Origin of the sequence: Azospirillum ramasamyi, assembly GCF_003233655.1 — a bacterium.
Lineage (GTDB): Bacteria > Pseudomonadota > Alphaproteobacteria > Azospirillales > Azospirillaceae > Azospirillum > Azospirillum ramasamyi.
Genome location: NZ_CP029829.1, coordinates 808,797 through 823,342 on the forward strand (window position 1 = coordinate 808,797; position 14,546 = coordinate 823,342).

At 69.3% G+C, this 14,546-nt stretch carries 10 protein-coding genes; 9 read left to right on the forward strand and 1 reads right to left on the reverse strand.

Features of this window, described 5'->3' with window-relative positions:
- The first annotated feature begins 26 nt into the window (after nucleotides 1-26).
- From DM194_RS03750 to DM194_RS03790, 9 genes are all read left to right on the forward strand, one after another.
- On the forward strand, nucleotides 27-818 hold the full coding sequence (locus tag DM194_RS03750; protein WP_111065985.1) for a hypothetical protein: 792 nt from the start codon (nucleotides 27-29) through the stop codon (nucleotides 816-818).
- Nucleotides 815-2,272, forward strand: coding sequence for a HAMP domain-containing protein (locus DM194_RS03755; protein WP_162629956.1), 1,458 nt, complete (start codon nucleotides 815-817; stop codon nucleotides 2,270-2,272). The genes DM194_RS03750 and DM194_RS03755 overlap by 4 nt, the downstream gene beginning before the upstream one ends.
- A 9-nt stretch (nucleotides 2,273-2,281) precedes the next feature.
- Entirely contained in the window at nucleotides 2,282-4,435 is a 2,154-nt protein-coding gene (locus DM194_RS03760) for a PP2C family protein-serine/threonine phosphatase (RefSeq protein ID WP_111065986.1), read from the forward strand.
- A 132-nt stretch (nucleotides 4,436-4,567) separates the two neighbouring features.
- Nucleotides 4,568-4,906 (forward strand): STAS domain-containing protein, encoded by a 339-nt coding sequence (locus DM194_RS03765; RefSeq protein WP_111065987.1) that lies wholly within the window; start codon nucleotides 4,568-4,570, stop codon nucleotides 4,904-4,906.
- 135 nt (nucleotides 4,907-5,041) lie between these two features.
- Nucleotides 5,042-5,389 carry a response regulator gene (locus tag DM194_RS03770; RefSeq protein WP_246024273.1) on the forward strand — a complete coding sequence of 116 codons (348 nt, stop codon included), beginning with the start codon at nucleotides 5,042-5,044 and terminating at the stop codon, nucleotides 5,387-5,389.
- 213 nt (nucleotides 5,390-5,602) lie between these two features.
- Nucleotides 5,603-7,279 (forward strand): BON domain-containing protein, encoded by a 1,677-nt coding sequence (locus DM194_RS03775; RefSeq protein WP_246024274.1) that lies wholly within the window; start codon nucleotides 5,603-5,605, stop codon nucleotides 7,277-7,279.
- A gap of 294 nt (nucleotides 7,280-7,573) precedes the next feature.
- Nucleotides 7,574-8,182 carry a TetR/AcrR family transcriptional regulator gene (locus DM194_RS03780; protein ID WP_111065989.1) on the forward strand — a complete coding sequence of 203 codons (609 nt, stop codon included), beginning with the start codon at nucleotides 7,574-7,576 and terminating at the stop codon, nucleotides 8,180-8,182.
- A 36-nt stretch (nucleotides 8,183-8,218) separates the two neighbouring features.
- On the forward strand, nucleotides 8,219-9,490 hold the full coding sequence (locus DM194_RS03785) for an efflux RND transporter periplasmic adaptor subunit (RefSeq protein WP_111065990.1): 1,272 nt from the start codon (nucleotides 8,219-8,221) through the stop codon (nucleotides 9,488-9,490).
- Entirely contained in the window at nucleotides 9,487-12,615 is a 3,129-nt protein-coding gene (locus DM194_RS03790) for an efflux RND transporter permease subunit (RefSeq protein WP_111065991.1), read from the forward strand. Before DM194_RS03785 ends, DM194_RS03790 begins: the two co-directional genes overlap by 4 nt.
- A 407-nt stretch (nucleotides 12,616-13,022) precedes the next feature.
- On the opposite strand, the gene trpE is transcribed toward DM194_RS03790, so the two are convergent.
- Nucleotides 13,023-14,534 (reverse strand): anthranilate synthase component I, encoded by a 1,512-nt coding sequence (gene trpE, locus DM194_RS03795; protein ID WP_111065992.1) that lies wholly within the window; start codon nucleotides 14,532-14,534, stop codon nucleotides 13,023-13,025.
- Nucleotides 14,535-14,546 lie beyond the last annotated feature (12 nt).

The window sequence follows — 14,546 nt, forward strand, 5'->3', positions numbered from 1 at the left end:
CGGCCGGCTGAAGGGGGATGGCCGGAATGGGATCGGGGAGTTTCGGGGCGCGGCTGGCGGCGTTCGTGGCGGTGGCGGTGTTCGTCGCCGCGCTGTCCGCCGTCGTGCTGTGGACGAGCGAACAGGCGCGCCGCCTGGACGAGGCCGTGACCTCCCAGGTCGGCTTCGTGCTGAGCGAGGCCAAGGCGTCGCTCGAAACCCAGCTGAACCTCGGCCTCGCCCTGGGCGACCTGCCGCAGGTCGACGGGCTGCTGTCCCGCGCCCGTACCGCCCTTCCCGGCATCCAGTCCGTCACCGTCCTGGACGAGACCGGCACCGTTCTGTTCTCCACCAACGCGGTGGAGGTGGGTGAACTTCTGCCCGTCCGCACCGGGGCCGAAGCCGGTTCCGGCGTCAGCGGCTTCTGGTCGGAGGAGCGCGGGGGCGAGCGGGTCTACGGCGTCGGTCTCGCCACCAGCTTCGATACGGCGGCCGGCAGCCTGCTGGTCCGCATGCCGGCCGGCGCGATGGCCGAGCCGATGCGCCACTACGCCCTGACCCTCTCCATCGGCGCGGTGCTGATCGCGCTTCCGCTGGCCCTGCTGGGCTGGCTGGCCGGTCTGCGGCTTGCCGCCGGGCCGCGCCGCTCGCTGGCCGACCTCGCCACCACCCTCGAAGGGCTGGGGGAGGGCGGGCGGGTCCGCGCCGAGCCGTCGGCGCAATCGCCGCAGCAGACATTGGGGCTGCCGGCCGCCGCCTTCACCGACGCGGTGCGGCGGCGCCTGACCATCCTGGACGAGGCGGAGCGCGAAGTCGCACGCCTGGACGAACTCGCATGACGACCCGCAGTGCCTCCCGCAATGCCTCCCATGGCCCTTACCGCGGCCCTTCCGGCGGCAATCGCCTGTTCATGGCCGGCATTCCGGCCGTCATCCTGCTGGCGGCCGCGCTGGCGATGGCCGGCGTCGGGCTGCTCGGCACCTGGCTGGCTCAGGACCAGCTGGGAGAGGCGCGCGCCGCCAAGGCCGCCGCGGTGGCGGAGGCGGTTCAGCACGATCTGGAGCGCGCCATCGCCTACGGCATTCCCCTGCCGCGCATCGAAGGGGTCGGGACCTTCCTTCAGGGCATTGCCGGCCGCAACCCGGACCTGGGCTTCCTGGCGCTGACCGGCGGCGACGGGGTGCTGCTGCAGGGGGCGGTGAATGCCGGCGGCGGCATCGACGCCGCGGGACTGCAGGCGCTGACCGCCGGACTGAGCGGTCTGCCGACGCCGGAAACCCGGGCGGCGACCCTCCAGCCGATCGAGCGCGACGGCCTTCTGATCCTGCGGGTGCCGGTTCGGGTCGGCCGGCTGTCGTCCGAGGGCGGCGGCGGGGTGGGCAATCAGCCGGCCGGCCATGTGCTGGTCGGCGTCCAGCCGCAGCAGGTGCGCGGCCAGATCGCCGGGGAATTGGCGACGGTGGCGCTGGGCGGGCTGGCGGTTCTGCTGCTGTTGGCCGAGCTGGCCGGCGTTCTGGCCCGCGCCAGCTTCCGTGCGCCGCTGCGCCGTCTCGCCCTGGCGATGGAGGAGGCGGTGGACGGGCGCTTCGCCACCCTGCTGGGCCGCCGTCCGCGCGATCAGGTCGGCCGGCTGCTGTTCGCCTTCAATGCCGTCGTCTTCGGCCTGCACGACCGCCGCCAGCGCTTCGCCGCCCATGCCGACGAGGTGCGCGCCGCCGTTTTCGATCCGGAGGTCGCGTCCGCCGTCGAAACCACGCGGCTGTCGGCGCTGACCGCCCTCGGCCCCGGGCTGGAGGCGCCGCCGCGGCGCGAGATCGATGCCCGGTCCGACGATGTCCATGCCTTCGCCCTGCTGTCCGCATCGGCGGCGGCGATGCTGGTTTCCGGCTGCGGGCCTGCCGTCGCCGGTCCGGCGCTGGCCGCCGCATTGGCCGGCGCGTTCGCCGGCTATGCCGTTCCCTTCGGCTGGCGCCGTGTCGCGGCGGTGTCGGGCGCGCTGGTGCTGGCCTCCGCGGCGGCCGTGCTGCTGCTCTGCGGCGCCCCGCTGGCGGCCGGGCTGGCCGGCGGATTGGCGGGCGGTTCCGCCGCCGGGCTGGCGCTGTCCTATGGGCGCCGGCAGGCCGCCGACGGCGGGCAGTTCCCGCTGCTGCGGGCGCTGTGCTCCGGGATCGCCGCGGCCCTGCTGTGGGCGGCGGCGGTCGGCTGGGACGGCGGAATGCTTGCCGCATCGTCGCTGCTGCCCGCCGTGCTGGCGGCACTGCTGGCCCGCCCCATCGTCGTTCTGCGGAGTTGAGAGGCCCCGATGCTGCTTCAGACCCGCATCATCCTGTTCGTCCTCGCCACCGTCACCGTGGTGGCCGGCCTTCTCCTCGGCTTCGCCGCGCTGCGCGAGGATGCCCTCGACCGCCGTGCGCGCGAGCTGGAGCTGGAGCGCCTCGAAACCTCCTGGCAGCTGGCGGTGTCGGGCGCCGTCGGGCGCATCGACCAGGGGCTGGGCCGTCTGGCGGGCGACGCCGAGATCGCCCGCGCGGTGGAGGGGGAGGAGCGCGGCGCGTTGGACCGCCGCGTCGCGGCGCTCGGCGTCGTTACCGCGCCGGCCACCGGTGGGATCACCGACGTCAACCTGCTGTCGAAGTCGGGGGAGCTGCTCTACAGCACCGATCCGGCGCTGGAGCCGGAACCGCTGCTGAACCGCGGCGCGCTCGACGCCATCCTGTCCGGCCAGAAGCTGGCGCGCGGCGTCCGTCTGGTCGACGGCGAACGTCTGGTCGTGGTCGCCGGCGTGCCGATCTATGCCGGGACCGGGGCCGGCGGCGGGCAGGGCAGCGGGGCCGGCGTGACCGGCGCCGCCGTCGCCGGGCTGGATTTCGTCGCCGCGCTGGACGTGCTGCGGCGGACCACCGGCGGGCGCGTCTTCGCCGTGACCCGCAACGGCGCCGCCTTCGACGGGGAAAGCGATCCGCTGTGGCCGGCGGTCAAGCCGCTGGTCCGTCCGGCGGAACGCAGCATCACCACCGTCGCCGGCGGCGGGCGCCGCTATGCGCTGGCCAGCCTGCCGGTCGCCGATCTTGCCGGCGGACGCGTCGCCACGGTGCTGATCGCCAGCGACGTCACCCAGGCGGTGGAGGAGCAGGCGCTGTGGTCGGTCGCCTATGTCGCGGCGGTCGGGCTGGTGCTGCTCGGCGCGCTCGGCCTGCTCTACGGTTTCCTGCGGCGGAACTTCTCCACGCTGGACGGCGCGGTGAAGGCTCTGCAGGATCTCTCGCGCGGACGCGCCATGGGCTATGTCGAGCTGCCGGCCGGCAATGACGAGATCGGCCGCATCGCCGGAGCGGTGGAGGTCTTCCGTGGCGTGATGCGCGAGATCGAGCGCAGCGCCGGCCAGCGCGAGCGCCGCCTGCGCCGCCAGCAGCGCTTCATCCGCCGCCAGATGGAGGCGCTGGCCGTCACCCTGGAGGAGGACGCCCGCCAGAACCTGCTGGAGGAGCTGCGCCAGATCGAGGCGGAAACCCACGATGCCCAGTCCGCCCAGTCCAAGGGCGTCGGCGACGAGCTGGGGCTGCTGGCGCTGGGCTTCTCGCGGCTGGCGACGCGGGTCAGCACCCAGCAGGTGCAGCTGACCCAGATGGTGCGCGACCTGCGCGAGGCGTTGGAGGACAAGCGGCGGCTGATCAGCCTGCAGCAGGAGCTGGAGATCGCCCGCACCATGCAGCTGACCATCCTGCCGCAGGTCTTCCCCGATCTGCCGGAACTGGACATCGCCGCGCGGATGATCCCGGCGAAGGAGGTCGGCGGCGATTTCTACGATTTCTTCCCGATTTCCGAACACAAGGTGGCGCTGGTCATCGCCGATGTGTCCGGCAAGGGCATCCCGGCCGCCTTCTTCATGCTGATCACCCGCACCATGCTGCGCGCCATCGCCGAATCCGGCGTCGGTCCGGCGGAAACCATGCGCCGGGTCAACAACCTGCTCGCCGCGGAGAACGAGCAGATGATGTTCGTCACCGTCTTCTACGGCGAGCTGGACCTGCGCACCGGCGTGCTGGCCTTCTCCAACGGCGGTCATAACCCGCCGCTGCGCATGACCGCGTCGGGCGCGGTGAAGGAGTTTGAGCGCACCCCCGGCATCGCCCTGGCCGCCATGCCCGACATGCCCTTCGGCGAAAAGAGCGTGACGCTGGACACCGGCGACATGGTCGTTCTGTTCACCGACGGCGTGACCGAGGCCTTCAACGGTGAAGAGGTGATGTATGGCGACCCCCGGCTCGTTGCCGCGGTCGCCGGGCAGAGCAGCGCCTCGGCACGCGACGGGTTGGACGGGGTGTTGGCCGATGTCGCCCGTTTCACCGCAGGCGCGCCGCAGTCCGACGACATCACGTGTCTGGTCCTGCGCTGGCGCGGGGCGGCGGACGCGCCGGCCGCCATCCTGGCGCAGCAGGCCGATCCCGTCGCCTGAGCCCAAAAAAATCATTAGGGGTTGCTGCCCGGTCCGACGGCGAATGCATCGTCGGACCGGCCAGGGCATGCTATAATCAACGGGCAGGAAAGATCCGGGTAAGAACCGGCTAATGCTAGGTGAGGGCAGGGGATGAATATTACCGAACAGTCGGTCAACGGCGTTACGGTGCTGCGCGCGGACGGCCGCATCGACAGCGGCAACGCCGCGCAGTTCGAGGCGGCGCTGCTGTCGGCCATCGCGGCCGAGGGCACGCGGCTTGTTGTCGACATGGAACAGCTTTCCTACATCAGTTCTGCCGGGCTTCGCTGTCTGCTGGTCGCCGCCAAGGCGGCCCGGGCGAAGCGCGGCGCCATTGCGCTTTCGGCCATGGCGCCGCACATTCGTGAGGTATTCGACGTCAGCGGCTTCTCGTCGCTGTTCGAAATCCATGCCGACGCGGCTGCCGCCGTTGCGGCGCTGGGTGGATGAAGACGGGACAGGCGTCGGGGGCGTATTCCGCCGGCTGTGGCCGGCCTTGCTATAAGGCGGTTTCCGAAAGGGGCCGGGCGTGAGATGGAAAGTGCCATTCGGCCAAACATCCTGGTTGTCGAGGACTCACCGGCCGTGCGGCTGTCCGTCGCCGGCTATCTGGAGGGTCGCGGTTTCGACGTGACCGAGGCGGAGAATGGCCGTGCCGCCATCCGCGCGATGGACCGCCGCAGCTTCGACCTGATCGTCACCGACGTGCTGATGCCGGAGGTGGACGGGATCGAGCTGATCAAGGCGGCGCGCAACGCCCAGCCCGACGTGAAGATCCTCGCCATGTCCGGTGGCGCGCCGAACATGCCGGCCGGCTATCTGCTGAAGATGACGCGCATGTTCAATGCGGATGAAATCATCTACAAGCCCTTCCTCAACGAAGAGTTGGGGGCCGCGGTCGCCCGTCTGCTCGACCGACCGCTTGTAAATTAAGCAGATCGAAGCTTCTGCCCAACAATAGGGCGCAAAAGAAAGCGGCTTCGGTGCATGAAGCGCCGAAGCCGCAAGTGTTGCGTGGAACCAACCGCTTCCTGCTTCGCAATCCTCGTGCCAGAATCCATCCACTGGACCGCCGGCGGCCGGGAAAAATCCGGAACGCCATATGGTCCCTCCTGTTGTTCGGGAAACGCGGATGTACAGGCGCCGGTGGCCTATGCCAATCGCGCCATGCCGACCGCGGTTCAAGAATCCAACAAGAGGGAGCCGACCACGATGGCGCAGAACGAGAATCGGTGGCGCGGTCAGGGCCGCGACTGGCGCGACGATGATCGCGAACCCAACCGGCACAGGGATTGGGGCGCGGCGCGGCATGCCGGCGTCTACGACCAGGACGATTACCGGTCCACCGAACACGAGAGCATGTATCACCCGCAGGCGCACCTGCACCAGGACGAGCGCGGACACCTCTACCGCGACCCGGGCTACAGGGGGCATGTCGGCAACGAATCCGGCGGCTACGGCCCCGAATTCCACATGGACAGCGCCGACAGCCGCGCCGAAAGCCGCCACGACAACGCCCGCGAGATGGAGCGGGTCTATGACCGCAGCTTCGGCGGCGGGCGAGGCATCAACCGCGGCGGCTACGGCGCCGGCTATGGCGGGCGGTCCGGGTCGAGCGGCTATGGCGGTTATGCCGGCGCCGGCAATGCCGGGACGGAAGGCAACTACACCAGCCGCGACGTCGGCAGCGGCGACTATCGCGACCGCGAATATGGCGTGCGCCCCTATGGCGAAGGCGGGCAGGGCGCCCGCGGCCGCGGTTCGCTGGGCTATGGCGGCCGGGAGTATGGCGAGCGCGAGGGCAGCAGCGACCGCAACTATGCCAGCCGCGACTACCGCAATCGCGATTACGGCAATCGCGATTACGGGGCTCAGGGTGGTTACGGCAGCGGCTATGGCGGCGGTTACGAATCCGGCCGCGACCGTGGCGATTGGGAGCGCGGAGACTATGGCCGGCGCGACTACGGCGGCAGTTCCTCTTCCAGCTCAGGTGGCGGCTACAGCGGCAGCTATGAGCGCGACGAAGGCCGCGACCGCTCCTGGGGCGAGGATCGCGGCGGCATGTACCGTGACCGGGAGATGCGGGGCGGCTACGGCGGCGGCCGCAACGAGCGCTGGGATGACGACCGTGGCCGCGCGCGCCAGCGCGGCTTCTGGGAGCAGGCGGGCGACGAGATCGCCTCCTGGTTCGGCGATGACGACGCCGAACGCCGCCGGGCCGAGGACGAGCGCCGCGCCTCCCAGCATCGCGGCCGTGGTCCGCGCGGCTACAGCCGCTCCGACGAGCGGGTGCGCGAGGACGTCAGCGACCGCCTGACCGACGACGCCTACATCGACGCCTCCGACATCGAGGTGACGGTCAGCGGCGGCGAGGTGACGCTGGCGGGCATGGTCCCCGACCGACGCACCAAGCGCCGCGCCGAGGATGTCGCGGAGGCGGTGTCCGGCGTGACCCATGTGCAGAACAACCTGCGCGTCCGCAACCAGGCCGGCAGCCAGGGCGGTTCCAACTGGGGCAGCTCGACCGGCGCCGGCGCCTCGGCGATGGCGAATGCGGGGAGCGGTTCGGCTTCCGGCGCCTCGGCCATGGGCGGAACGACGGGCGGACTCCAGGGGAGCGACACCACGGCCGGCACCGCTGCCGGTCTCGGCGCCTCCACCGGCAGCGGCACCGGGGCCGCGTCGCCCTCCTCGACCGGCACCGGGGCCGGAGCCAGCGGCGGGCCTGCCGGCGCTTCCGCCGGGACCGGGTCGATGGCCGGCTCCACCACCGGCATCACCGGCTCCACCGGAGCCAACCGGTCCTCCACCACGCGGAGCTGACCTGTGACGCTCGCAAGGGTGTGGGTCCGATAATCGTAAGTCCGCAGCAAGGGCGCGGGTTCCGGCTTCCCAGGCAGCGCCGCCTCGGGGCTCTGGAACCCGCGCTTTTTCGCGGTTGAATGCTCCCGCTCCTCGAACAGGTCAACGCGCGGTGGTCGTCCCGCGGCGAGCTCAATCCCATGGCCGGGATAGGCTTTTGAGGATGACGCCGATTTCATTTTTACTGGAGAGTGGTTCCTTGACACTCTAAGGAACTCCACTATCGTCTTTTTTTGAAATCCGTGGGTTCCATTCATGCCTCTCGATGCGGAAGAGATACCTGACTGGCGGGCTCGGCGGCGCGAGGTGATCCTCAACGCCGCGGCGGAGCTGTTCGCCGGCCGCGATTATGCCTCCGTCCAGGTCGAGGAGGTGGCGAAGCGGGCCGGCGTCGGCAAGGCGACGCTGTACCGCTACTTCCCCTCCAAGGAGGAGCTTTATCTGGAATCGCTGGAACGGGCGCTGGGCGGGCTGGAGCAGAAGCTGACCGCCGAAATCGCTCCGCAGCCGATCCCGGCTTCCGTCCGGCTGACGGCGATGGTTTCCGCCCTTGTCGGCACCCTGGGCGAACAGTTGCTGACGCTGAAGCGGCTGGGCGGCGACCAGTCGGCGCTCGCCGACCGCACGCGCCGGATCATTGGCCGGCGCAGCGAACGCACCGCGACCGCGCTGCAGCGGGTCATGGCCGAGGGCATGGCGTCGGGAGAGTTCCGCAAGATCGATCTGGAGATCGTGCCGATTCTGGTTATCGGCATGGTGAGCGGCGGCATCATGCAGGCGGAGGAACGCCCGCGCGAGGCGCTGGAGCGCTCCGTCATCGACTTCCTGATGTCCGGCCTGACCAATCTGCCTCCCTTCATTTAAGCGCAAGCCGGTCCCCGGCATTTGGAGTCCCAACGGATGAGACGGCTTTTCCTGGCCCTGCTGATCGCGGCACTGCTCGGCGGCGGCGGGTACTACTGGTATGAGACCCGCGATGCCGGGAACCAGTCGCAGACCGCCAAGGCCGACGCGGCGCCGGCCGGGGCCCGCGCGATCCCGGTGGTGACCCAGAAGGTGGCGGTCCAGGCCGTGCCGGAGCAGCTCGTCACCATCGGCAGCGTCCAGCCCATCGCCGCCATCGCCATAAAGGCCCGCGTCGACAGCGTGGTCGAGACGGTGGAGTTCGTCGAGGGGCAGGAGGTGAAGGCGGGCGACACGCTGTTCACCCTCGACAGCCGTGCCCTGGAGGCCCAGCTGCGCCAGGCCCAGGCCAATCTGGAGCGCGACCGCGCCAATCTGGAAAAGGCCAAGGGGGATGTGCGGCGCTATGCGGAGCTGGTGCGCACCAGCGCCATCTCCCGCACCACCTATGACGCCGCCGTCGCCACCGCCGACGCTCTGGAAGGTACGGTGAAGGCCGATCTGGCGGCGATCGAAGCTGCCAAGGTCTCGCTCAGCTTCACCCGCATCACCGCGCCGATGGACGGGCGCACCGGCACCGTGAACGCGAAGGTCGGCACCATGGTCCGCGCCGCCGACACCAACCCGCTGGTCACGCTGACCCAGCTGCGCCCGATCAACGTCGCCTTCAACGTCCCGGAAAGGCACCTGCCGGCGATCCGCGCCGCGATGGCGACAGGAACCTTGCCGGTCACCGCCTCCATCGCCGGCACCCGCGGCGAGACGGCGGAGGGCAAGCTGTCCTTCGTCGACAGCCAGGTCGACCAGCAGACCGGCACAATCCTGGTGAAGGGAGAGTTTCCGAACGCCGACACCCGGCTGTGGCCGGGCCAGTTCGTCGACACCGTGCTGACCCTGCGGGTGGAGCCCGACGCCCTGACCATCCCCGATCTCGCGGTGCAGACCAGCCAGACGGGCCGCTACGTCTATGTCGTGAAGGCCGACGAGACGGTGGAGGTCCGCCCGGTCACGGTCGAGCGCACCCATGGCGGGCTCAGCATCATCTCGTCCGGCCTGAAGGCCGGTGACCGCGTGGTGGTCGACGGCCAGTCGCGCCTCTCCCCCGGCGCCAAGGTGACCGAGCGTCCCGGCGGCAAGCCTGCGGGTGAACCCGCGGGCGCAACGTCCGGCGAGACCGCCGAGGGCGACCGCCAGCAGGGATCCGCCGCACAGGATGCCGCCGGCCGCAGCGTCCTGACCCAGGGCAAGACGGGCGGGGGCGCGACATGAACATATCCGAACTCTGCATCCGCCGTCCGGTGATGACCATTCTCCTGACGGCGGCACTGGTTCTCGGCGGTCTGGCAGCCTATCGCCAATTGCCGACCGCGGCGCTTCCGCGGGTCGATTTCCCGGTGGTCAGCGTCACCGCCACACTGCCCGGCGCCTCGCCGGAGACGATGGCGGCCTCGGTCGCCAGCCCGTTGGAGCGGGAATTCTCCACCATCGCCGGCATCGACACGCTGACTTCCAACAGCACGCTCGGCAGCACCAACATCACCATCCAGTTCGTGCTGGAGCGCGACATCGACGCGGCGGCGGCCGACGTGCAGGCGGCGATCGCCCGCACCCAGCGCCGGCTGCCGTCGGAGATGACCACGCCGCCCAGCTACCGCAAGGTGAACCCGGCCGACCAGCCGATCCTGTTCCTGTCGCTGAACTCGCCCACCCTGCCGCTGGCGAGGCTGAACGACATCGCCGAAACGCTGATCCAGCCCAAGGTCGCGACCCTGCCGGGCGTGGCGCAGGTGCAGATCTACGGGTCGCAGAAATACGCGGTTCGGGTGCAGGTGAACCCCAATGCGCTGTCGCTGCGCGGCATCGGCATCGACGAGCTGCAGAACGCGCTTGCCGCCGCCAACGCCAATACCCCCGTCGGCACCCTGACCGGACAGCAGCAGCAGCTGGTCATCGCCGCGAACCCGCAGCTTCCCGACGCCGCCGCCTTCCGCGAGCTGATCGTCGCCTATCGCAACAACGCGCCCGTTCGGCTGGGCGATGTGGCGCAGGTGCTGGACAGCGTTGAGAACAACCGCACCGCCAGCTGGCTGAACGGCACGCGCAGCATCATGCTGGCGGTCCAGCGCCAGCCCGACGCCAACACCGTGGACGTGGTCGACCGCGTGCGCGAGCTGGTGCCGACCTTCCAGGCCCAGCTTCCGGCCTCCGCCGCCATCAACATCGTCAACGACCGTTCGGAATCTATCCGCCAGGCGGTCGATGACGTGCAGTTCACCCTCGGCCTGACCATCACCCTGGTCGTGCTGGTGATCTTCCTGTTCCTGCGCCGGCTGTCCGCCACGATGATCCCGGCGCTGGCCGTGCCGATCTCGCTGATCGCGACGGCCGGCGGCATGCATCTGCTGGGATTCTCGGTCGACAACATCTCGCTGATGGCGCTGACCCTGGCCGTCGGCCTCGTGGTGGACGACGCCATCGTGATGATGGAGAACATCGTCCGCTATGTCGAACAGGGGATGAAGCCGTTCGAGGCCGCCATCAAAGGCTCACGCGAGATCGGCTTCACCATCCTGTCGATCACCCTGTCGCTGGTCGCGGTGTTCATCCCGATCCTGCTGATGGGCGGCGTCGTCGGCCGGCTGTTCCATGAATTCGCGATGGTCGTGACCATGGCGATCTCCGCGTCGGCCCTGGTGTCGCTGACGCTGACGCCGATGATGTGCTCCCGCCTGCTGGTCCACCACGCCCCCGGCGAGCAGAAGGAGGGCTGGTTCGGCCGTATGCTGGAGCGTGGCTTCTCGGCCATGCTCAACGGCTATGCCCGCACGCTGCGCTGGACGCTGCGCCACCGGCCGCTGATGGGGCTGGTGATGATCGCCACCGTCATCGGCACGGTGGTTCTCTATCAGGCGATCCCCAAGGGCTTCTTCCCGACCGAGGACATCGGCCAGATCCAGGTGACGACCGAGGCGCGGGCCGACATCGCCTTCCCGGCGATGGCGGAGCGGCAGCAAGAGGTCGCCGCGATCGTCAAGGCCCATCCCGCGGTGCTGGACGTCATCTCCTCCGTCGGCGTCGGTGGCGCCACCGGCAACCAGGGGCGCATGTTCATCACGCTGAAGCCGCGCGCGGAACGCCCGGCGATCGGCGACGTGATCCAGCAGCTGCGCAGTCAGGTCAACGGCATTCCCGGCATGGCCGTCTACATGCAGCCGGTTCAGAACCTGCGCGTCGGCGGACGTACGTCCAAGAGCCTGTACCAGTACACCATCCAGGGCCTCGACCTGGACGAACTGTACCAGTGGTCGGCCCGGCTGGAGCAGACCCTGCACGGCATCCCCATCCTGCAGGACGTCACCAGCGACCTTCAGCTGAACAATCCGCAGGCCTATGTCCACATCGACCGCGAAAAGGCGGCGACGCTGGGCATCGGCGTCGATCAGGTGCGCTCGACCCTCTACAGCGCCTTCGGCCAGCGGCAGGTCTCGACCATCTACACCCCCAGCAACGATTATCAGGTGCTGATCGAGCTTGAGCCGAAATACCAGGGCGACGACAACTCGCTCTCGCGCATCTATGTCCGCTCCAACACCACCGGCAAGCTGGTGCCGCTCGATGCCTTCGCGCGGGTCGAGCGCACCGCCGGCCCGCTGGCGGTGGCGCACCAGGGGCAGCTGCCGGCCGTCACCTTGTCCTTCAACCTGGCGCCCGGCGCCTCGCTGGGACAGGCGGTCGACATGATCCGCGCGGCGGAGCGCGACATGGGGCTGCCGCCCACAATCAACACCGGCTTCGCCGGCACCGCCCAGGTGTTCCAGGACGCCCAGGCCGGGCAGGCGCTGCTGCTGACTGCGGCGGTGCTGGTGATCTACATCGTGCTGGGCGTGCTGTACGAGAGCTTCATCCACCCGCTGACCATCCTGTCCGGTCTGCCCTCGGCGGTGATCGGGGCGCTCGGCACGCTGATGCTGTTCGATACCGAACTGAGCGTGATCGCCATCATCGGCATCCTGATGCTGATCGGCATCGTGAAGAAGAACGCGATCATGATGATCGACTTCGCGGTGGACGCGCGCCGCAACGGCATGTCGGCGCATGACGCCATCGAGCAGGCCTGCATCCTGCGCTTCCGCCCGATCATGATGACCACCATGGCCGCCATCATGGGCACTCTGCCCATCGCCATCGCCCATGGCGCCGCCGTCGAACTGCGCCAGCCGCTGGGCCTCGCCGTGGTCGGCGGGCTGTGCGTGTCGCAGGTGCTGACGCTCTACATCACGCCGTCGCTCTACCTCTACATGGAGGATTTCGGCCGCTTCGTCAGCAATCTGTTCCACCGTGGCGTCAAGGCCGATCTGCCGCAAGGCCCGATGCCGGCCGCCGGCGACGACTGAGCGCATGATCGCCCCGCGTGCAGAAGCATTCTGCCGAACGCGGGAAATGGCTTATCTTTAGGGACAGGCGCGCCGGGAATTGCCGTTCCCAATACGCCCATCCGATCAGCGGTTCAGAAGATCACGGCACGCCTTGATGATCCGCAACAGCAGGATCAGGAGTGTGAGGATTTTCTCCATCCTCTTCTCTCCTTTGGTGTGCGGCGGTGGCGGCCTATCCGCCACCCCGTCCGCACCCGCCCACTTTTGCCTCACGGCTGCAAATGCGTGCGCCGCCCAGCATCGCAGGCGTGCCAAATCCTGTGGACAATCGCGCCTTCGGGGGCGAGGGTATGCCGCCTGCCGTCACCCCGGCACGAAAAAGGCCGCTTCGTCAGCGGCCTTTCTGATCGGCGTGGGCGAGGCGCCTACCCGCGTGCGATCGTGCGCAGCGTCTCTTCCGCGGCGCGGATCAGGGCCATCGACTTGTTGACCGTCTCCTGGTACTCGGCCTCGGGATCGCTGTCCGCGACCACGCCGCCGCCGGCCTGCACATACATCATGCCGTCCTTCAGCACGGCGGTGCGCAGCGCGATGCAGGTGTCCATGGCGCCCGACGCGCCGAAATAGCCGATGCAGCCGGCATAGACGCCGCGGCGGGCCTTTTCCAACTCGTCGATGATCTCCATGGCGCGGACCTTGGGCGCGCCCGACACCGTGCCGGCCGGGAAGCCGGCGACCAGCGCGTCGAGCGCGTCGAACTTCGGATCCAGCTCGCCCTCGACGTTGGAGACGATGTGCATGACGTGGCTGTAGAGTTCCACGATCATCTTGGCCGTCACCTTGACCGTGCCGACCTTCGCCACCCGGCCGACGTCGTTGCGGCCGAGGTCGAGCAGCATCAGATGCTCGGCCAGTTCCTTCGGGTCGCTCAGCAGGTCGGCGGCCAGCGCCTCGTCCTCCGCCGTGGTGGCGCCGCGCTTGCGCGTGCCGGCGATCGGGCGGACGGTGACCTTGCCGTCGCGCACCCGCACCAGGATTTCCGGGCTGGAGCCGACGATGGTGAGATCGCCGAAGTCGCAGTGGAACAGGAAGGGCGACGGATTCAGGCGGCGCAGCGTGCGGTACAGCGACAGCGGCGACGGCTTGAAGGGGAAGCGGATGCGCTGGGACGGCACGACCTGGAAGATGTCGCCGGCGCGGATGTACTCCTTCGCCTTCTCCACGATCGCGTGATACTCCTCGCGCGTCGTGTTGGAGGTCCAGGCCAGCGGCAGGCCGTTCTCGGTGCGCGGCTCCCGCCGGTAGGGCAGGGGACGCTCAAGGTCGGCCAGCGCGTCGGTCAGCCGTTCGCGCGCGTCGGCATAAGCCGTGGCGGCATCCTTCCCGGTCTTCGGCCAGACCGGCGTCACCAGAGTGATCGAATCGGTGTGGCTGTCGAAGATGGCGACGATGCTGGGACGGGTCAGGATGGCGTCGGGGATGTTCAGCTCGTCCGGATTGTTGTCCGGCAGCCGTTCCATCAGCCGCACCATGTCGTAGGTCATGTAACCGAACAGCCCGGCCGCCATCGGCGGCAGTTCCTCCGGCAGGTCGATCCGGCTTTCGTTGATCAGGGAACGCAGGGCGTCGAGCGGCGCGGATTCGAGCGGCTGGAAGGCGTCGCGGTCATGCAGGGCGTCGCGGTTGATCTCCGCCCTGTTGCCCCGCGACCGCCACACCACGTCCGGCTTGAAGCCGATCACCGAATAGCGGTCGCGCCGCGAGCCGGCGCCGCGTTCCGCCGACTCCAGCAGGAAGCCGAAGGGACGCCCGTCCGCCAGCTTCATATAGGCGGAGACCGGCGTCTCCAGGTCGCTGACCAGCGTGGTCCACACCACCTGCGGCCGGCCGGCGGCGTAAGCGGTGTCGAAGCTGGCGAAATCGGGCTGGACCTTCACGGCACGAGACCT

Bases quoted from the DNA above. Each gene is read 5' to 3' on its own strand.
- DM194_RS03780 (WP_111065989.1), top strand. From the start codon at position 7,574: ATGCCTCTCGATGCGGAAGAGATACCTGACTGGCGGGCTCGGCGGCGC.
- DM194_RS03785 (WP_111065990.1), top strand. From the start codon at position 8,219: ATGAGACGGCTTTTCCTGGCCCTGCTGATCGCGGCACTGCTCGGCGGC.
- DM194_RS03765 (WP_111065987.1), top strand. From the start codon at position 4,568: ATGAATATTACCGAACAGTCGGTCAACGGCGTTACGGTGCTGCGCGCG.
- DM194_RS03790 (WP_111065991.1), top strand. From the start codon at position 9,487: ATGAACATATCCGAACTCTGCATCCGCCGTCCGGTGATGACCATTCTC.
- DM194_RS03755 (WP_162629956.1), top strand. From the start codon at position 815: ATGACGACCCGCAGTGCCTCCCGCAATGCCTCCCATGGCCCTTACCGC.
- DM194_RS03750 (WP_111065985.1), top strand. From the start codon at position 27: ATGGGATCGGGGAGTTTCGGGGCGCGGCTGGCGGCGTTCGTGGCGGTG.
- DM194_RS03760 (WP_111065986.1), top strand. From the start codon at position 2,282: ATGCTGCTTCAGACCCGCATCATCCTGTTCGTCCTCGCCACCGTCACC.